Genomic DNA, 17,958 nt, shown 5'->3' on the forward strand with positions numbered 1-17,958 from the left:
GATTTCTCCATCTGACAACCAACGAATTGGCTGTTTGTACCCCCAACGGGATTCGAACCCGTGCCGCTGCCGTGAAAGGGCAGTGTCCTAGGCCGCTAGACGATGGGGGCCTATATCTGCTGCGGTTTCTTTCGTCTCCGCTGCGGACTTCAATAACTATACGTGGCCTTTTTGCCATTTGCAAAACCGGCATCCGAAGGACTTTCGAAGGGCGCAAATCGATGGCGGACAGTAGGCTTGAATCATGGATCTGGAGATGAGCGACGACGAGTTTGATGAGCTGGTTCAGGCTGCCCTCGACGGCATCCCCGAGTCCGCGGTAACCATGATGGACAATGTTGTTTTCTTTATCGAGGACGAGTACGAGCCGCTTCCCGGAGAAGCGAAAAATACCGAGATTCTGGGGCTATACGAGGGTGTTGCGCTGACCGAGCGAGATCTCGACTGGGCTTCAGGGGCACTGCCTGATCGAATCACGATCTTCAAAAACCCGACCCTCAGGGCCTGCGAAACGCGTGATGACGTCGTGCGGGAGGTTCGCATTACGGTCATGCACGAGGTGGCCCATCACTTCGGAATCGACGACGAAAAACTGCACGATTTGGGCTGGGGATAGCCCAAATCGGCAAAAACTAATATTGAGATGTGCGTCACGAAAAATACTCATATTTCTGGATTGCCCTGGTTTAGCCGTTCCTCGGGAGCGAATGCTGCGCACCCGTTTCCTGCTTAAGCCACAGGAATGCGGAAGCCCACAATCATTTCATCATCGGAGCACCTGCAGAACAGCGGGACCTTTTTGGAGCAAGCAGGCAAAATTCCGCTTCCAGGCCCGGGCCATGGCAACACCCCGTGACTCAGCATTCCCCGGCCGCCCAGCACCGGGCTTCGACTCTGGATTCGGCGCCAAGAACAGTTCCCGACCGCAAGACCCCTCGATGGCACAGCAATTAGCAGCTGCTCGCTACGCCAAACACGGAGAGCGGGGACCTCTGGCTTAGGGGAGGCGGGCCAGCAAGCAATGGACTCCAGCTGCAGCGGTAGAGACGGACGTCGAGATGCCCACTCGGGCCCACGTGCAAGCCATTTCGAAACAGGATCCCTGCCCATCGCGTAGCAAAGTGGGGGCGTTCGGGGCCTACAACCCCAAAACACCCCCACCGCCACAACGCCAGCTGGAGATTCAATTCGAGTGCATCAAACGGGTCCCAACGACCGCCAGCGGCAAAGCCCGAGGGTCAGGACTACCCGCCCGCTTCTGTTCGCAGGCTCTAGAGAACGATGGTGCCCAAAGCTGAAATGACATCGGCGACGATATCCAGGTCGACGGTCGCATCCACGTCTGCGTCGACATCCGCTGCGGCGGCGACGCTCGCGGCTACGCCAGCTTCCAGATCGGCTTCCACGGTTGCGTCCACGGAGGCGTCAGCCAGCAGCTCTGCTTCGACGGTGGATTCCACGGCGGCTTCAACCTCGGCGGCAATCTCAGCGGCGGCGGTGGCGGTGAGGACATCGGCGTCGACAAGCACCTCGAGCTGGGCCGCGGTGTCAGCCTTCGCCTCGGCGGCTACCTGCGCAGCCACCTGCGCGGTGAGGTCGACGTCGAGTACCGCGCCGAGGGACAGCGCCGAGGCGCCGGCTACGCCAGCGAAGCTCAAAGACGCCGCGGCGATCAGCGCGGCGCCGGTTCGGGTGAAGTTCTTCATGGTGATGCTCCTTCGGGTCGGTCGCCGGCCCAGTTGACCGACGCACTGTTGACCACGCTATTGGCTACCGGCGAGTACCTATCGGTCGAATTCCAACAGTTCTGCTATTCACGGAGCTTGTTAAGCTTTCAGTCCCTGAAATGTCATTCACAGTTCCCCGCATGATGGGGTCCCCAAGCGGATCGAGTACTGTTCCGGGGTTGGCGGGAAATCCGTGATCGTATGCGAGCCGGTGCTGCTCGCCGATCGCTGCGGACTTGGTGGCGGGGTTCAGACGGTCCCGCTGGGATTCGCTTCCTAGAACCGAACGAACGCATGTTCCCGGATGCCCCTGGCTGGCGCTCGACAGGACCGCCTGCCGGGCAGAGCCTGCAATAGGCGGTGGCCAGAGGACTTCGGGCTCTTAGCCGGGGAGGCCGGCGGGTCCGGCAGCCGCATTAGCGCGTTTGTTGCACTGATTGCGCAGGGCATTTGGTGCAGCGCTGACTGCTTCAGCCGCAGCTCCGCGGACGATGCCCAGCCGCTTAGAAGGGCCGGACCGACGATGATGGACTACGGTGTGCCGAATTCCTGCGCTCGTGGATCGCTCTCGGCAGTTGCCAACCCTCTGGAGGATACGCAACAGCTCAACGTCTCTTACCGGCGCATTGTGTAACGCATTGTCGCCATTAAATGCTCGTGCCGCCATCCGGTGCCCACAAGGTCACGACTCAAACGTCACTCGAACACTTGGCCCGGAGCCATTTATTTCTCTGAAATAATTTCAGAACGCACCAAATAGGATGCACTTCCCCCAAATCATCCCTGAATTGGGCGAACAAATACCATCAATGTAATTCCTGTGACTGGTGTGACCAGTGTTGCCAACTACCTAATTTTTAGCCTAGTGTGCTATTTGGGAACTTAATCAAATCGCGACCTTCCGTTCTCGGATAATCACAATTCGACCATTTCCCAACTGTCATCACCTGAATCTAGTGAGGAACGATATGGCTAACCGCCACTCGCTCGGAGTTGCCGCGTGCACCCTGGCCCTAGCAGTCTCTTGCCTTGCTGGCGCCGTCCCGGCAGCCGCCGCCCCGTCGGCAGCGTTTCCCACCTCCGTCTCCGTTGCAGCAGCACCGTCGAACTCCCCGTTGCCATCGGCAGCAGAGGTTGAGTCGGCAAAGTCGAACAAGGCAGCAACCAACGAGATGATCGCGCGCCTTGAAGCATCGCTCGATTCCAGTCGCGTAGAACTCCAGCGCGTGGAAACGGCGGCCCTGGAAGCTCAGGAGTCCCTGCTGACCGCCGCAGAAGAACGCGACCTGCGGTCCGCGGAGGCCACCAAGGCAGTTGAACAGGTCGAATACGCGCAGCAGTATCTCGCACAAAGCCGCAATGATCTGGGCGCGATCGCTTCGGACATGTACCGCAATGGCGCAAGCAACTCCAGCCTGGGCATCTTGCTGCAGGACGATGAGTCAAACGATCTCTTCTACAAGGCAGCCACCATGAGCGCCTTGAGTGAGAACCGGTCACAAACGGTCAGCACCGCTACCGAGGCCGAAGCTCTGGTATCCGCGTGGGAAGAGTACGCAGACACCGCGCAGAAAGCCGCTAAGGCCGCAGCTGAGAACTACGATGCAGCCGCGACCACCGCCAGCGCCACGCTCACTACCTACGAGTCAGCGATTGCTCCGCAGAAAGAATTGCGTGACGAGCTCGTTGGACACCTCGCATTCCTGAAGGAACAGGAAGAGGAAGTAGTTCGCCAGCAGATCGCTGAAGCAGAAGAACAAGCTCAGGAGAAGGCTCTCCAGGAAGCCGTCGAGGCTCCGGAGGCTGATAAGCCAGTCACGAAAGATGACTTGGCAACCATGCAGCCACTGGCTATCGAAGCTCCTCAGGAACTGGAATTTATCGATTCCGAAGAAGCCAAGCCAAAGACGCTGACCCCGAAGGTCATCGACGTCGAAAAGGACGAGCCGAAGGCGCCGGAAAAGCCAAAGCAGACCGAAGCTCCGAAGGCACCAGAAAAGCCAAAGGAAACCCAGACACCAAAGGCCCCGGAAAAGCCCAAGGCAACTCCGCAGGCTCCCGAGAAGCCGAAGACCACCCCCAAGGAAACCGAGAAGCCGAAGGTTCTCCCTCAGGCACCGGAAAAGCCGAAGGTTATTGAGGAACCAAAGCCGAAGCCTAAGCCTAAGCCCGAACCCAAAAAGGTCCAGCCGAAGGCACCAGAAAAGCCAAAGGCAACCCCTAAGCCTTCGCCAAAGCCAGAGGTGAAGAAGGAAGAGCCTAAGCAGGAGCAGAATAACAACAGCAATTATTCTGCGGCGATCTCGTGGGCCCTGCAGACGGCCAACGATCCGAGCAAGCGCTACGTATTCGGCGGCAATGGGCCAAACGTTTTCGACTGCTCTAGCTTCTCGCAGACTGCATTCGCCAAGTCCGGCATCAGCTTGCCACGTACTTCCAGCCAGCAGTTCGCCAGCGCTCCGCAGTATGTCTCGCTGAGCCAGCTTCGCCCAGGTGACCTCGTGTTCTCCAGCTCGAATGGCGGAGCGTCGTTCTACCACGTGGCCATCTACATTGGTAACGGCCAGGTAGTCCACGCTCGCAACCCGAACGCCGGCATCACGGTGACTCCGCTGAGCTGGGTCAACAACATGTATCCGAAGGCAGCCCGCTACTAGGCAGGCGAGACCTCGAGAGAAAAGATGCTCCGCAGCCAGTTGGCTGCGGAGCATCTTTTGGCTCTGCCCTGCAATGCGCTTAGGGCTAGCGTTTTCAGCGCTACTGAAAAATATGGCCCGGAAGGAATACCTCCTCCCGGGCCATATTGGCCTACCTACTCGGCTCCGGTATCGAAATCCTTTCGGTTGGCCAGCCGTGGATCATCCCCGTCCGGAACTACCATCACCGGGCCCTTGGAGTGGTGCAAGACCCCTTGGCTGGTGGAGCCAAGCAGCATGCCGGCAAAACCACCGCGTCCGCGTGAACCGGTTACCGTGAGGACCGCATGTTCGGACTCGCGAATCAGCACCTCCACCGGCGGCCCGGAGATCACATCGGTTTCGACCTCGAGATTTGGGAAGTGTGATTTGATCCAGCGCCGCCCGACATCCATTTGATAGCGAACGTCCTCAAGCACCGCTTCCTGATCAACGGTGGCGGGCATCCACGCAAGGGCCGCCGAAACCGGCGAGACCGCGCACACCACGCGGAGCCTCAGGTCCCGGGCCAACGCCGCTTCCGCCGCCGCGAGCACCGCCGAGCGCGCGCGCTCCGAACCATCCACGCCGACAACAATCGTCTGGCGCTCCGGCGCATCCTCTAGGGTCTGCTCCTGCTCCTTGGCCATGGACAATGGCACCACCACGGTGGGGCACTTGGCGTGCGCCGGCAAAGCCGAGGAAACCGACCCCAGCAGCCTGCCTACGAAGCCTCCTCGGCCACGAGTGCCGACAACGACGAGCTCGGCATCCGCGCTCAGATCCAGCAGGACCCCAGAGGGATCTCCTGACTCGATGTAAGTGCGAATTGTTGCCTGGCTGCCTTCTAGCTCCGCGCGCGCTTGGCGCACGATGTCCTCGGCTCCGCCACGGATCAAATCGTCATCCAGTGTGGAGTACCCGGCGTCCATGGACGACGCGGCGAAAACGGGAATCGTGTAGGCGGACACGATATTCAGAACGCTGCCACGGCGCACCGCTTCTCGTTCTGCCCAGCGCAAGGCGCACTTGCTCTGCTGGGAACCGTCGGCGCCGACGACAATACCCTCGATTTTTTCAGTTTCGACTGGTGCTTCGTCACTCATCAGACTCGCTCCTCATTGACCTGTGATGGCATGGGGTGTGACCCCCCTTACAACCAATGTACTTCCAATCTTCGCCCACAGTGTGAGTTGGGTCTAATGATTTCACGCTAAGCCTACTCAGCTATGAGATCGGTATGTATCTATACCCAAAACGTCATAGAATTTTTACCATGCCCTCCACCACCAGAACAGTGTCTGAGACATCCTTCCCGGCGCGTGTTGACCGATACTTCAAAATCTCGGAACGCCGCTCAACTTTTGCAACCGAAGTCCGTGGCGGCATCGCCACCTTCTTCGCGATGAGCTATATCGTTGTGCTCAACCCGCTAGTGCTTTCCGGAGCCGACGCGTCCGGCGGCGAACTCGGAATCCAGCGCGTAGCTGCTGTCACCGCATTCGTTGCAGGTATCCTGACCATTTTGATGGGCATCTGGGCTCGCCACCCATTCGCGATGGCCACCGGGCTGGGCGTAAATGCCTTTGTTGCGATTACCGTGGCGACGAATCCGGAGCTTACCTGGCCAGATGTCATGGGGTTGGTGGTCGTCGCAGGTATCGTCATGTTCCTGTTGGTCCTCACCGGCTTTAGAACCGCCGTGTTCCGTGCCGTTCCGGCGGGCCTGAAAACGGCAATCGTGGTCGGCATCGGCATGTTCATCGCGCTGATCGGCTTGGTCAACGCTGGCTTCGTGCAGCGTATCCCCGATGCTGCGAATACCACCGTGCCGGTGGGCCTGGGGTTTGACGGCAAGCTGATGGGCTGGCCAATCGTGGTCTTTGTGGTCGGTTTGCTGCTGACCATGGCGTTGGTAGTGCGCAAGGTCAAGGGCGCTATCCTCATCGGAATCGTCGCCGCAGCAGCTTTGGCAAATATCTTCGAAGCCGTGTTCAACATCGGAGAGAAGGAGACGAGCACCTGGTCTTTGGTCGTCCCTTCGCTGCCAAGCTGGACGCTGCCGGATTTGAGCCTCATCGGCCAGGTCAATCTCTTTGGATCATTTGAAAAGCTTGGCGTCACGGCGGCTTCATTGCTGGCCTTCGTGATTCTGCTGTCGATTTTCTTCGACGCCATGGGCACCATGGTTGGCTTGGCTTCCGAGGCGGGCGTCTTGGATAAAGACGGAAATATCCCGAATGTCGACAAGGTCCTGCTCGTTGATGCGGCCGGTGCCATCGTCGGCGGCGGCACCTCCAGCTCATCGGCCCAGATCTTCGTGGAGTCCGGTGCCGGCATCGGCGAAGGTGCACGTACCGGGCTGGCTTCGGTAGTCACCGGTCTAATGCTCATCGTGGCGATGTTCCTGACTCCGCTGATCCACCTTGTCCCTTTCGAAGCGGTCGCGCCCGCTTTAGTCGTTGTGGGCTTCATGATGGTTTCGCAGGTCTCGAAAATTGACTGGAATGATTGGGGCATTGCCCTGCCCGCGTTCCTGACCTTCACCCTGATGCCGTTCACCTTCTCCATCGCCAACGGCATCGGAGCTGGCTTCATCTCCTACGTGTTCATCCGAGCCGCGCAGGGCCGCGCGAAGGAGATCCACCCGTTGATGTGGGTTGTCGCTGCCGCCTTTGTGCTGTTCTTCGGCATCGGACTGATTGAGAATCTCATCGGAATGTAACCGAGGCAGAAGCAGCGCCGGCTCGGCATCGTATCCCTACGGTGCCGAGCCGGCGCTATTTAAAGCCACTCAGCGCGGGATCGGGCGTGGGGCGTAGATGAGTTCCTGCGTATGCCCATCGAGCAGCGTCGCGGATATCAGTTCAAGATCAAAATCGCCAAACCCCTCAAAGATGCGCTCGCGTCCGGTAATTCCGGTAATCACCGGGTAGAGCGTGAGCTGCAGAAAATCCACTAGTCCCGCACCCATCAGCGCCCGGTTCATCGACAGGCTGCCATGCGAGCGGAGCGGCATGGTTGATTCATTCTTCAACCTGCGCACCACATCGACGGCATCCGCGGATTCAAGCGTGCTGTTTTTCCAGCTCAGGTCGGTTTCGGCGTTCAGCGTAGAGGAGATGACAATTTTGGGTTGGGCCGACATTTTGGCAACCCACTCGTCCGGGTCTGCCCAATCCTCCAGCATAGACGACATCATCGTGTAGGTGGTGGCACCGAAAACCATGAGCGTCGGCCGGTCGTACAGGCGGCTGCGGTGTGCAAGGAGTTCGGGACCTTGCTTGCCCCAGTATCCTTCCCAGGGTTCGGTCGCGGCGGCAAACCCGTCGAGCGAACTGAAAACGTCAAACGTATAGGTCATCATGACCGCCCCTTAGCTGAGTCGACCATGCGTGGCACCTGTTCCGGCACCGACGGGCCGAGAGCACTCACCTTAGTCCTCTGCAGTCCAAAGAACAACGCCTGCGCACCCGTTGGGTAGCATGTGGGCTATGGCAGTTAGGCGCAGACGGAGGATGAGGATGTCTCAAGGTAATAAATGGATTGAGATCGCCGCAGGGTTGAAGAATCAGGCTATGCGAACCGCATTGGGTCTGGTCCTCGCCGGTGCGCAAGAGCAGCTCAGCGACTCGGCCCAGAGCCGCAAGGACTTGCAGCGCTGGGCCAAGATCGGATTGCTCACCTCGCATGAAGGCCGCTGGCAGCTGAACGATGAGCTGCTGGAGGAAACCCTCGCCGCGGCAGCAGCGTCCAGCACCCAGCGCGCTGGGGTCATGCGCTACTTCACCGGCCCACGGCTGAATGCCTTGCCCGCACGTCCGGCGGACCGCCTTGAAGTCATGCTCCATATCCGCGACCACGTGCTCTTCACCGGAGAATCCCTACGCGAAGATCAGCTCAACGAGCGGTTGCGGGTGATCCACGAAGACGTGGCGCTGCTACGCCGCTATCTGGTGGACCATGAGCTGGTCCACCGCGATCTCGACGGAAGCCACTACCGCCTGCCGGCTAAATAATCGGTGCGGCTCCGGCGGCGAAGCGCGCCACCGCTGGACCCGAAACAAGTTGCGCCGGCAATGGAGCGGTGCGCAGATTCTTTTCGAAACTTGCCCCGAGAGCCAACGGTTCATCGCTGGCGAGGAAAACGATATTGCCGTACCGCCGGCCCTTGAACATCGGCGGGTCGGCAATCATTGCCACGTGCGCAAAGACCGAAAGCAAGGTGGCTGCCTCGGCTCGGGCGCCTGCCAGATCAGCCGAGTCGCCACAGTTCAGCAGGTACACGCCTCCTTGGTCCAGCACGCGTTGGGCCTGCTTGGCGTAGCCGATGGTGGTCAGCTCGCGCGGGGTTGTACTACCGGCGAACACATCGCGAATGATGACGTCGCGGCTGTCGTCGCTGAGCGTCGGAAGCACCTGCCCGGCATCACCCACACGCAATCGCACCAGCGGGGCGCGAGGCACCTCGAAACGGGTGCGCACCAGCTCGGCGAGCTTCGCATCGAGTTCCACCACGACTTGGCGAGCATTCTCGTAGGCGGCGGCCACCCAGCGAGCCATCGAGCAACCGCCACCACCAAGGTGCAGCACGCGCAGCTTGCGAGCACGTCCGTCGAATTGTTCGGCGGGGAATCCGAAGGTGAAGACGGGTTCCATCCAGCGCATGTATTCGAAGTCCAAATAACCTGGATCATCGAGGTCTATATGCGAAGAGGGAACACCATTGACTTTGAGGATGAAGCGATTCGCCCCATAGGGGTCCGGTTCGATCTCGGCCAAACCGGTATCGATCTCGTAGCTTCCAAGCATGACGTTGCTATCGGTCTTAGCCATGTCGGCGCACCATCCGAACCTCACGCAGTCCGGCCCAAGAGCCAACGAGCTCTTCGGAAGTTCCGTCCGGGACGAATCCATGCTTGCTGTAGAAAGCGACTGCTCGCTCATTTCCCGCCAGTACCCAGACCAGAGCGTCACGCTGGCCAAGCACGGTGTCCATTAGATGGGCGCCGAGTCCACCGCCGTAGTACTCTTCCAGCACGTAGAGCACGCCTAGTTCGATATCGACCCCGGTGTCCTGATCTTCTTCAATGGTTGGAGTGCCACCGGCTAAGCCAATAATCTTTCCGTCGCCGGACTCGGCGATCCAGAATTGGGCTCCCCCGGCCAACCCACGTTCCCACCAGGCCAGCTGCTGCTCGAGCTGCGCTTCGTGGTAGGCGAAGAACTCTTCGTCGCGGAAGCCCGAATAGGCTTGGCGCCAGGCCAGCAACTTCATTTCAAGGGCCGCCCGCAAATCTTGTTCTTGGGCTAGTCGGATTCGATACTCGTTCAAAAGTGACACATACATACATTACGTCAGCGAGGCCCCCTGCGTCGCTAAGCACCACTACCCTCCTACTTAAGGACTATTGCTTGTGGCCGTGGAGTTTGAAAAACTGCCTAGATAGTTACTTAAAATGCTGTAGCGAAAGGGTGGTCACTGGTGGATCGGAACGAAAAGTTCGCGAACTTTACCGGCGGTGTCGTGACAGGCCTAACGCTGGTCGTCTGCCTGTCGCCGACGTTTTGGATCATCTGCTTCGGATCACTGCTTTTGATTATCAGTTTCAGCCTGCTGGCCAGGTTTGAAGGCATCTGGGGACCAACCACTGCCAAGCACTGGTACTACATTCTTCCGATGATCCTTGCTCCAACGATCGGGGGGCTGCTACGCGAAACGGGTTACGCATTATGGCTCGGGGCCATCGTCGCGGTGCTCGGCGGTTTTGCGACAAACTTGCTCGTTCGGCGTTTCCCGCCGTTCAAGATTCCGGCGTCTTCGGTGGCGAGCCAGTATTCCACCAGCTCGCTCTCTGGCTAGATCACCCGAGCAATGGCAAATCCGTCCCAGCCCTTGGTCCCAACGGTCTGCAGCGCGGTTGCCGAGACCCGTGGTGAATCGCGCAGCCACCTGAGCCCCTCTTGCACGCCCCGCACATCAGCCTCGTTGGCCCCGTGCTCGGCCGCGTCGTCAAGCACCGCACCACCGCGAATGACGTTATCGAGGATCAGCACCGTCCCGGGACGCGAGAGTTCTAGGGCAAGTTCCAAGTAGCGCACGTTATTGCGTTTATCTGCGTCGATGAAGACCAGTTCAAATGGCGCAGTTCCCGCGGCGATCAGATTCTCAAGCGATCCCTTGGCTGCGCCAAGTTTGATCTCAACGCGCTCCGAAAGTCCGGCACGTTGCAAATTCTCACGGGCAATGGAAGCATGCAGGGGCTCAAATTCGCAAGAGATCACCTGCCCGCGCTCACCCACCCCACGAGCTAGCCAGCTCGTTGAATACCCGCCCAGCGTGCCGACCTCAAGCACACGCCGAGCACCGACTATCTCGGCCATCAGCTGCAGGAACTTGCCCTGAGCGGTGCTGACCTCGATTCGAGGCAAACCTGAGTCATGCGCATGTTCTCTACCGGCCTCAAGTTCTGGGATTTCGAGCCCCAGTGCCTCGTTGAGGTAGGTGTCGACCTCCACGCTCTCACGTTCTGCAGAATGGCGGATCATCTCATTACTCCTCGCTGGATTCGATCGCCTGCTCTAGGCGCCGGACTTTTCCGTCCAATTCACCCGTATACCCCGGGCGAATATCTGCCTTGAGCACCAGCGAAACTCGAGATCCGTATTTGCTTACGGCCATGGTGGCGTCTTTGACGACAGCCATGACTTCGTCCCATTCGCCTTCGATTTCGGTGAACATCGAACTGGTGCGGTTCGGAAGCCCGGAGGCGCGAACTATGCGCACCGCTTCGGCTACGGCGTCATGAACCGAGGCATCGGCGTTGTCGGTACTTGGGGCAACTGAAAAAGCTACGATCATGTCTCTACTCTCCCACCGACGCTCGAGCTTGTCACGACGTTGTTGCGGTTACCCGCGCGGGGATGCCGGCACACGCCTAAAATGAGATTCATGGATTTCAGCGCCTTCTCTCGATACGCAGCACTTGGCTTAGCACCGGACGCGGACCCTCTGCTGGTTCGGGCAGAAGAGCAAAACAGCGACTACGAATCAGGGCTGGTCTCGTTCGGCGGCCGGCGGTGGAGGATCCGCACGGCCCGCATCACCGATACCAAACCTGGAGCGTTCCTCGCTTGCTGGACTCGAAACGCCGACGGACGCACCGAACCTTTTAGCTCGGACGAACAGATTTCAGGACTTCTGGTTTTTGTGCAAGACGCCGAGCGTTTCGGGGTCTTCCGGTTCACCGCCGAACTGTTGCGCAGTCTTGGTATCACCAGCTCGGAAGCGAAGCCCGGCAAACGCGGATTTCGGGTTTACCCCAGCTGGTGCACCGAGTTGAATCCGCAGGCGCAACGCACTCAGCGAGCCCAAGCTGCGGCTTTTAGCGTACTTGGCTAAGCGTCCTGGCTTCGGGCCACCGCGGACCTCGGCGAGCGCCTACCGGACCGCTTAGGCAGCCAGTCCGGTGGCGCGCAGTGCGACCGCAGCCAAGGCGCCAACGAGCACCACCACGAGGTATGGGGCTTTGAAGACTAGCGCGATCGTTGCCGCGGCCAGCGCACCGATACGCGCGTCAATGACAAGTTCCTGCCCGCTGGTCACCGCGTTCATGGTGACCAGCGAGGCCAGCAGGGCGACGGTGAGGGTTGCTGCCACATGGCTCATCAACGGAGAATCAAGTACTTTTCGCGGCACAAAATAGCCGCAGATCTTCAGCGCGAAGGCCGCCGCGCAGGCGCCGAGCAGCCACCAGCTCAATTCGCTCATGACTTCTCCTGATCTACTTGCTGCAGGTCTCCGTGTTCGGTCGCCGGTTCGGCGCGGCGCCCGGTGAGCACCGCAAACGCCACCGCGCAGCCGGCGGTGATCAAAATCGGCACACCGGGAACCGTCAGCGGCACGGCAAACGCGGTGACCACGGCCGCGGCGAAGGCGACGATAATCGGCTGGGCGGATTTCAGCCGCGGCCACAATAGTCCGAGGAACGCCGCCACCGCGGCTCCGTCGAGCCCCCACGCTGCCGGATCCCCCATCCGTTCGCCGAGCAAGGCGCCAACGAGCGTAAACAGGTTCCAGAGCGCATACACGCCGAGCCCGGCGGTCCAGAAACCACGGTGCCGCTCGCTTTGGCTCGCCTGTCCAAGGCTTGTTGCGGTGGACTCGTCGATGGTGACCTGAGCCATCAGCGGAACCATGCGCGCCCCAGGGCGCAGGGCCTGCTTGAGCTGCATCCCGTACACCGCATTGCGCACGCCGAGCAGTGTCGCAGCAGAGAAAGCCGCCGAGGCGGCCCCGCCGCCGGAGATCACCCCGATGAAGGCGAACTGCGACCCGCCGGTGAACATCAGGGCGCTCAACGCCACCGTCTGCCAAAGGTTCAGCCCCGCGGCAATAGCCAGTGCGCCAAAGGAAATCCCGTAGAGGCCTGTCGCAAGCGCGATGGACAGGCCCATCTTGGTGGCCGGGGTCAGCCAGCTAGTCGGCGTGGCGGGCATCGTATCGAATCTTGTAGACACCGCGTTTGACCCGTGCTTGGCCAATTTTTACCTCGTCCAGCTGGTCCACGTGTTGCACATGGGTTCCACCGCACGGTTCGCTGTTCACTCCGGCGATGCTAACCGTACGGTGGCCCTGCTCGTCGATCAGGGTGCTGATTTCGCCACCTTGCGAAATCAGCTCATCCACCCGCTGTTGCAGCCAGGCTTCCGCCGCTGCCCGCTCGGTTTCGTCGCCCAGCGGCAAGTCCACGCTGGAGGGGTCAAAATCCAGGCGTGACTGTCCCTGGAAGTGCGAGTGGCCGCGGTGTTCCCAACCGCGCTCTTCCCCCGCAAAACCAAGAATGTGCCCCGCGGTGTGCAAGGCCGCATTGCTGCGCCGGTTCTCGGCGGCGATGCTCGACGTGACCGTTTCCCCTGCGGCATGGTCTCCTGCGCCGTAGAGAATCACCATTCCGCTTGCCGAGCGGCCCACATCGACCCCAACGCCGTTGACCGAGCCGCGGTCCTCCGGCTGCCCGCCGCCGCGCGGGTGGAAGATATTGGGGCTCAGCGCAATCCAGTCCCCCGTCTCGTCGCTGCCCGTGGCGATGACCGTGGCTTGGGCGGTGAAGACGTAGGAGTCGTGGAGATACAGGTTATGCTGCGTAGCGGTTGTTTCGGTGCTCATGATTGCTCTAGTTCCTGCCGGAGTTCTGCCGGGCGGTTGCTGGTAATTTGGGTGACGCCCATGTTGATCAGGTACTGCGCGTCGGCGGGGCGGTCAACCGTCCAGATCCGGGCGGTCAATCCACGCTCCAGCCACCCGTGCACCAACGGCTCGTTGGCTCGGACCCAGGCGATGCCAGGGCCAATAATACCGGCGCCACCGGCGTCGATGAGTTCGATGCCCTCGGCCACCGAACGGCGCATGACCTCATAGACTGCCGCGCGTCCGGTCTGCCCGCCGGCCATCAGCTCGGTGACGTATTGCGGATCGATCTCGGTCATCAGCTGGCAGAGCTGTGCACGGTTGACCGTGCGCGAGAGGAACCGGAGGCAGTCCGGCTCGAAGCTCATCAGCGTCACCTGGATCTGCCCCCTCCGACCGGCTTTGCCGGTTTGCGGATCGAACCCAAAGGCGGCAAGCACCTTCAGCGTTTCCTCCTCCAGCAGGTGTCCAAAGGGGCTCGGATGCTTGAGCTCTACGGCCAGCCCGATGCCGATGCCGCGTTCGTCGATGAGCTCAAGGAGTTCGCCAAGGCTCAGCAGCTGTTCATTTTCTGCCCCATACTCCGCGGGAACCGCTACCGGCAGGTAGGAGGAAAAGTCCATGGATCGCAGTTCGCCAAGCGAGTATCCGGCCACATCTCCGGTGGTATCCGAGGTGCGGTCCACGGTCGGATCGTGGTGGCAGACCACTACACCATCCCGGCTCAGATGCACGTCGCATTCGATGCCGTCAGCTCCCTCATCCATCGCCTGCAGATAGGCGGCACGGGTATTTTCGGCATATCTGTGCGAACTGCCGCGATGAGCGTAAAAGAACGTGTCCATAACTCCTACGCTACTGGTTTGCCGCTGTCGCATACGTGATTAATGCCGTGCCGCGCACTGGGTAAAGTGGGGCGCATGCCAGAACTTCTCGATCAGCGCGCCGAAGACCTACGAGGGATGAAACGAGTAGCTACCCTGCTCTTCTTGTTGATGTGCGCCCTGTTCATCATCAGCGTGCTGTTCCAGGAGCTTGTCCCCGGGCTTAGCTACCTGAAGGCGGCCGCAGAGGGCGGCATGGTGGGCGCCGTCGCCGATTGGTTTGCGGTGACCGCGCTTTTCCGGCATCCCCTCGGCCTGAAGATCCCGCATACCAACTTGATTCAACGGAAGAAGGCCGAGCTGGGCGCCTCGCTAGGCGACTTCGTCCAGCAAAATTTCCTCACTCCGGAGGTCATCTCAGCCAAATTGCGCCAGGCGGATCTGGGCCTGCGCGCGGGCGGATACCTCTCCAGCGGCAAGGGGGCCGAAGCCACGACGGCACAGGTTTCCGCCGCGGCGATCGGTGCCTTGAAGTCCTTGGACGATGAGCAGGTGCTCACGGTGCTGCAGGTGCTGGCCACCGATTACATGGTCGCTCCCGAATGGTCCACGACCTTAGGCACGCTCGGCCAGAAACTCATAGACGACGGGCACCATGAGGCCGCGGTCGAATTGCTCGCGGAGCGGGCAGGTTCCTGGGTGGCGGAGCATCCGGAGGTTTTCCTCGAGGTAGTTTCCGGGCGCTCCCCCTCATGGGTTCCGCGTTTGGTCGACGAGATGCTGGCGCAAAAGGTTCATCAGGAATTGCGTGGATTGCTTTTCGCGGTGGCCGGAAATAAGCGCCATCCGCTGCGGCTGGCGCTCACCGGCTGGTTGGCGGAATTCACCGTGGCAATGCAGCACGATCCGGAAACCATCGCCAAGGTTGAGGGATTCAAGCACTCGCTGCTCGGCGATCAACAGCTGCGTGAGCTGGCAATACGTGGCTGGGCTTCGCTGAAGGCCGGGCTGATCGGTTCCCTGCAGGACCCGGCCTCGCCCTTGCGCACCGCGCTCCGTTCGGCGATCGCCACCTTTGGCGAGCGGCTGCAAAGCGATACGCTGCTGCGCGCAAATTTGGAGGGCCGGGCCATCGATGGCGTTGCCGCGCTAGTTGCACGGCATGGGGCGGCGCTGGCCGGATTGGTCAGCGACACGGTCCAGGCTTGGGATCCTGCCGAGGCCAGCGAGAAACTCGAGCTGCAGGTGGGCCGGGATCTGCAGTTCATTCGAATCAACGGAACCGTGATCGGTGCGCTGGCCGGGGTGGTCATTTTCTCTGCCGGAGAGCTGATTTTGGCTTTTTCAAGCTGACCTGCCAATTCTTCCGTTCGTCACACGCATCGATGCATCTTTCCATCGGGTCGACGAGAGATTAGTATTCAAGCAGTCTCAATAACTGTTGAATAAGTATTTCTCACTATCGAACCGGCTGGCTAGAGTTGCCATGAACGTCGCTACAGCCTTCAGCGCGGATCGACGATCGGAGCATCCATGGAAACCAGACTTTTACGCTACTTCGTCGCAGTTGCCGAAGAACGCCATTTCGGCCGCGCTGCCGAACGGCTGCATATGGCCCAGCCCCCGCTCTCGCAGCAGATCAAGCAGCTCGAAGAGCAACTGGGGACCCAGCTTTTCATCCGCACCACCCGCAAGGTGGATCTCACCCCTGCCGGAGAGCTCCTGCTCACCCGCGCCCGGGCGCTGCTCGAAGAGCACCAGCAGCTGGCTCGTGACGTGCGCACCGTGGGCGCCGGGGCCAGCGGCGTGTTGCGCTTGGGCTCCACCGGCAGCGCCACCTACCGCATCATGCCGCAGGTCATTGCCGCGACCAGCGAGCACATGCCGGGGCTGCAGTTGAACGTCCAGGGGGAAATGCTCACCCCGGAAATGGAAGAAGCCCTCGCCGAAGGCCGGCTCGATATCGCGATCCTGCGCCCTCCTGTGCACAACGAGGAGGTCGAATACTCCCTTTTGGAGAAGGACCTGCTCGCCGTCGCCCTGCCGGCCGGGCACCGGCTGGCTTCGCACGAAGAGATCGATATCGCCGAACTGCGCACCGAGGACTTCATCTGCTATCCCACCGCTTCGGCGGTCAACACCATCTTCGTTGAGACCTGCCGCAATGCCGGGTTCATCCCGCGCACCGCGCAGGTGGCCCGCGAAACCTCGACCTTGCTCACTTTCATCGCGGCGGGCCTGGGAATCGGCATGGTTCCGACCTCCAATTACCTGCCGCACAGTGAACGGATCGTCTTCCGTCCGCTGCGCAACGCACCGGCCGTGGATCTTGCGGTGGCGTGGAAGGCCGGCAATCAGGCGCCCCTGGTCCAGAACTTCTTGAAACTTTGCACCGCCTTGACCTCCGTGGAAGGAAATTCCGAATGAAAATTGCGCGCATCGAAGCGATTCCCTACGCAATCCCCTATACCCATCCCTTGCGTTTCGCCAGCGGCGAGGTACATACGGCGGACCACGTGCTGGTTCGCGTGCACACCGACGAGGGGATCATCGGCACCGCCGACGCGCCGCCTCGCCCGTATACCTACGGTGAAACCCAGACCTCGATCCGAACTATCGTGCAGGACATCTTCGGCCCCCAGGTGATCGGGTTGGACATCTTCGACCGGGAAAAGATCCGCCAGGTCATGGAGCGCACCATCCACAATCAGGTGGCCAAGGGCGCGCTGGACATCGCCATCTGGGACGCCATCGGCCAGGCCGCCAATACCCCGGTGCACAAGCTCCTGGGCGGCTTCACCGATTCGATGCGGGTCTCGCACATGCTTGGTTTCCGCCCGGCCCAGGATTTGCTCGACGAAGCGCTGCGCTTCGGCGAAGAGTACGGAATCACCACCTTCAAGCTCAAGGTGGGGCGACGCCCCTTGGCGCTGGATATCGAGGCTTGCCGGGTTTTGCGCGAGGGCTTGGGCGAAAACGTTGAGATTTACCTCGACGCCAACCGCGGCTGGACCGCCAACGAGGCCATGGAAGTTCTGCGTCAGACCGAGGGGCTCGGGCTGACGATGCTCGAAGAACCTTGCGACGCCAAGGAAGCCATGAGCCGGCGCCGCCTCGTCGAGCACTCCCCGATCCCGATTGTCGCCGATGAATCGGTGCCAACCGCCGGTGATGTCTCGCGCGAGCTGCTCTCTGGCGGCGCCAATGCGATCTGCATCAAAACCGCACGCTCGGGCTTCACCGAAGCCACCGAGATCCTGGGCCTGTGCACCGGGTTGGGCGTGGACGTCACCATGGGCAACCAGATAGATACGCAGGTCGGTTCGCTGGCCACCGTCACCTTCGGCGCCGCCCACCAAGCGACCACCCGCAAGGCCGGCGAGCTGTCAAACTTCCTGGACATGACCGATGACCTGCTTGCCGATCCGCTGGTTATCAAGGATGGCCGCATTTCGGTGCGCAACGTTCCAGGCGTCGGTGCCGCCATCGACGAAACCAAGCTGGCGCACTACCGCCAGGACTAGCAGTACCCCACCCGATTT

Annotated in this window: 20 protein-coding genes and 1 tRNA gene; 9 read left to right on the forward strand and 12 right to left on the reverse strand. The window is 60.7% G+C overall.

Features of this window, described 5'->3' with window-relative positions; translation table 11 throughout:
* Window positions 1-37: 37 nt before the first annotated feature.
* Window positions 38-110: transfer RNA gene (locus CQ017_RS10035), tRNA-Glu, on the reverse strand.
* 134 nt (window positions 111-244) lie between these two features.
* On the opposite strand from CQ017_RS10035, the gene CQ017_RS10040 reads away from it, so the two are divergent.
* Complete coding sequence (locus tag CQ017_RS10040) at window positions 245-616, forward strand: metallopeptidase family protein (protein WP_105553576.1); 372 nt, start codon at window positions 245-247, stop codon at window positions 614-616.
* A gap of 655 nt (window positions 617-1,271) precedes the next feature.
* Here the strand turns inward: CQ017_RS10040 and CQ017_RS10045 are convergent.
* The gene (locus tag CQ017_RS10045) at window positions 1,272-1,706 is read right to left on the reverse strand and encodes a hypothetical protein (RefSeq protein WP_105553577.1); all 435 of its coding nucleotides are present in this window, start codon (window positions 1,704-1,706) and stop codon (window positions 1,272-1,274) included.
* 989 nt (window positions 1,707-2,695) lie between these two features.
* On the opposite strand from CQ017_RS10045, the gene CQ017_RS10055 reads away from it, so the two are divergent.
* Window positions 2,696-4,384, forward strand: a complete 1,689-nt coding sequence (locus tag CQ017_RS10055; protein ID WP_105553579.1) for an NlpC/P60 family protein — start codon at window positions 2,696-2,698, stop codon at window positions 4,382-4,384.
* A gap of 155 nt (window positions 4,385-4,539) precedes the next feature.
* On the opposite strand, the gene CQ017_RS10060 is transcribed toward CQ017_RS10055, so the two are convergent.
* Window positions 4,540-5,508, reverse strand: a complete 969-nt coding sequence (locus tag CQ017_RS10060; protein WP_105553580.1) for a universal stress protein — start codon at window positions 5,506-5,508, stop codon at window positions 4,540-4,542.
* A gap of 170 nt (window positions 5,509-5,678) precedes the next feature.
* On the opposite strand from CQ017_RS10060, the gene CQ017_RS10065 reads away from it, so the two are divergent.
* Window positions 5,679-7,127 carry an NCS2 family permease gene (locus CQ017_RS10065; RefSeq protein ID WP_105553581.1) on the forward strand — a complete coding sequence of 483 codons (1,449 nt, stop codon included), beginning with the start codon at window positions 5,679-5,681 and terminating at the stop codon, window positions 7,125-7,127.
* A 69-nt stretch (window positions 7,128-7,196) separates the two neighbouring features.
* On the opposite strand, the gene CQ017_RS10070 is transcribed toward CQ017_RS10065, so the two are convergent.
* The gene (locus CQ017_RS10070) at window positions 7,197-7,769 is read right to left on the reverse strand and encodes a dihydrofolate reductase family protein (protein ID WP_105553582.1); all 573 of its coding nucleotides are present in this window, start codon (window positions 7,767-7,769) and stop codon (window positions 7,197-7,199) included.
* Window positions 7,770-7,980: 211 nt separating this feature from the next.
* Here CQ017_RS10070 and CQ017_RS10075 point away from each other — a divergent pair, with 211 nt between their 5' ends.
* Window positions 7,981-8,421: a DUF2087 domain-containing protein gene (locus CQ017_RS10075; RefSeq protein ID WP_181148452.1), complete on the forward strand. Its 441-nt coding sequence runs from the start codon at window positions 7,981-7,983 to the stop codon at window positions 8,419-8,421.
* Here the strand turns inward: CQ017_RS10075 and CQ017_RS10080 are convergent.
* Both CQ017_RS10080 and CQ017_RS10085 read right to left on the reverse strand, forming a co-directional pair.
* The gene (locus CQ017_RS10080; RefSeq protein WP_258133576.1) at window positions 8,414-9,238 is read right to left on the reverse strand and encodes a spermidine synthase; all 825 of its coding nucleotides are present in this window, start codon (window positions 9,236-9,238) and stop codon (window positions 8,414-8,416) included. The two genes, CQ017_RS10075 and CQ017_RS10080, sit on opposite strands and share 8 nt — an antisense overlap.
* Complete coding sequence (locus tag CQ017_RS10085) at window positions 9,231-9,746, reverse strand: GNAT family N-acetyltransferase (RefSeq protein WP_105553682.1); 516 nt, start codon at window positions 9,744-9,746, stop codon at window positions 9,231-9,233. The genes CQ017_RS10080 and CQ017_RS10085 overlap by 8 nt, the downstream gene beginning before the upstream one ends.
* Window positions 9,747-9,887: 141 nt before the next feature.
* Here CQ017_RS10085 and CQ017_RS10090 point away from each other — a divergent pair, with 141 nt between their 5' ends.
* A complete protein-coding gene (locus CQ017_RS10090) occupies window positions 9,888-10,265 on the forward strand; it encodes a hypothetical protein (protein ID WP_105553584.1) in 378 nt (125 codons plus the stop codon).
* Here the strand turns inward: CQ017_RS10090 and CQ017_RS10095 are convergent.
* Together CQ017_RS10095 and CQ017_RS10100 are read right to left on the reverse strand one after the other, a co-directional pair.
* A complete protein-coding gene (locus CQ017_RS10095) occupies window positions 10,262-10,951 on the reverse strand; it encodes an O-methyltransferase (protein WP_105553585.1) in 690 nt (229 codons plus the stop codon). The genes CQ017_RS10090 and CQ017_RS10095 overlap by 4 nt on opposite strands.
* 4 nt (window positions 10,952-10,955) lie before the next feature.
* A complete protein-coding gene (locus CQ017_RS10100) occupies window positions 10,956-11,264 on the reverse strand; it encodes a thiamine-binding protein (protein WP_105553586.1) in 309 nt (102 codons plus the stop codon).
* A gap of 90 nt (window positions 11,265-11,354) precedes the next feature.
* Between CQ017_RS10100 and CQ017_RS10105 the strand changes: the two genes are divergently transcribed.
* Window positions 11,355-11,804 (forward strand): MepB family protein, encoded by a 450-nt coding sequence (locus tag CQ017_RS10105; RefSeq protein ID WP_105553587.1) that lies wholly within the window; start codon window positions 11,355-11,357, stop codon window positions 11,802-11,804.
* A 51-nt stretch (window positions 11,805-11,855) separates the two neighbouring features.
* On the opposite strand, the gene CQ017_RS10110 is transcribed toward CQ017_RS10105, so the two are convergent.
* Genes CQ017_RS10110 through CQ017_RS10125 form a run of 4 tightly spaced genes read right to left on the reverse strand, consistent with a single transcriptional unit; the run spans window position 11,856 to window position 14,437 of the window.
* Window positions 11,856-12,173, reverse strand: coding sequence for an AzlD domain-containing protein (locus CQ017_RS10110; RefSeq protein WP_096285839.1), 318 nt, complete (start codon window positions 12,171-12,173; stop codon window positions 11,856-11,858).
* Window positions 12,170-12,901: an AzlC family ABC transporter permease gene (locus CQ017_RS10115; protein ID WP_258133577.1), complete on the reverse strand. Its 732-nt coding sequence runs from the start codon at window positions 12,899-12,901 to the stop codon at window positions 12,170-12,172. Before CQ017_RS10115 ends, CQ017_RS10110 begins: the two co-directional genes overlap by 4 nt.
* Window positions 12,882-13,571, reverse strand: coding sequence for a hypothetical protein (locus tag CQ017_RS10120; protein WP_105553588.1), 690 nt, complete (start codon window positions 13,569-13,571; stop codon window positions 12,882-12,884). Before CQ017_RS10120 ends, CQ017_RS10115 begins: the two co-directional genes overlap by 20 nt.
* Window positions 13,568-14,437, reverse strand: a complete 870-nt coding sequence (locus CQ017_RS10125; RefSeq protein WP_181148454.1) for a glycerophosphodiester phosphodiesterase family protein — start codon at window positions 14,435-14,437, stop codon at window positions 13,568-13,570. Before CQ017_RS10125 ends, CQ017_RS10120 begins: the two co-directional genes overlap by 4 nt.
* A 75-nt stretch (window positions 14,438-14,512) precedes the next feature.
* Here CQ017_RS10125 and CQ017_RS10130 point away from each other — a divergent pair, with 75 nt between their 5' ends.
* From CQ017_RS10130 to CQ017_RS10140, 3 genes are all read left to right on the forward strand, one after another.
* A complete protein-coding gene (locus CQ017_RS10130; protein ID WP_181148456.1) occupies window positions 14,513-15,769 on the forward strand; it encodes a DUF445 domain-containing protein in 1,257 nt (418 codons plus the stop codon).
* Window positions 15,770-15,949: 180 nt separating this feature from the next.
* Window positions 15,950-16,843 carry a LysR substrate-binding domain-containing protein gene (locus tag CQ017_RS10135; RefSeq protein WP_105553591.1) on the forward strand — a complete coding sequence of 298 codons (894 nt, stop codon included), beginning with the start codon at window positions 15,950-15,952 and terminating at the stop codon, window positions 16,841-16,843.
* Window positions 16,840-17,940 carry a mandelate racemase/muconate lactonizing enzyme family protein gene (locus CQ017_RS10140; RefSeq protein ID WP_105553592.1) on the forward strand — a complete coding sequence of 367 codons (1,101 nt, stop codon included), beginning with the start codon at window positions 16,840-16,842 and terminating at the stop codon, window positions 17,938-17,940. The genes CQ017_RS10135 and CQ017_RS10140 overlap by 4 nt, the downstream gene beginning before the upstream one ends.
* Window positions 17,941-17,958: the final 18 nt, after the last annotated feature.

The sequence above is a fragment of the Arthrobacter sp. MYb224 genome, assembly GCF_002975455.1.
Classification (GTDB): Bacteria; Actinomycetota; Actinomycetes; order Actinomycetales; family Micrococcaceae; genus Glutamicibacter.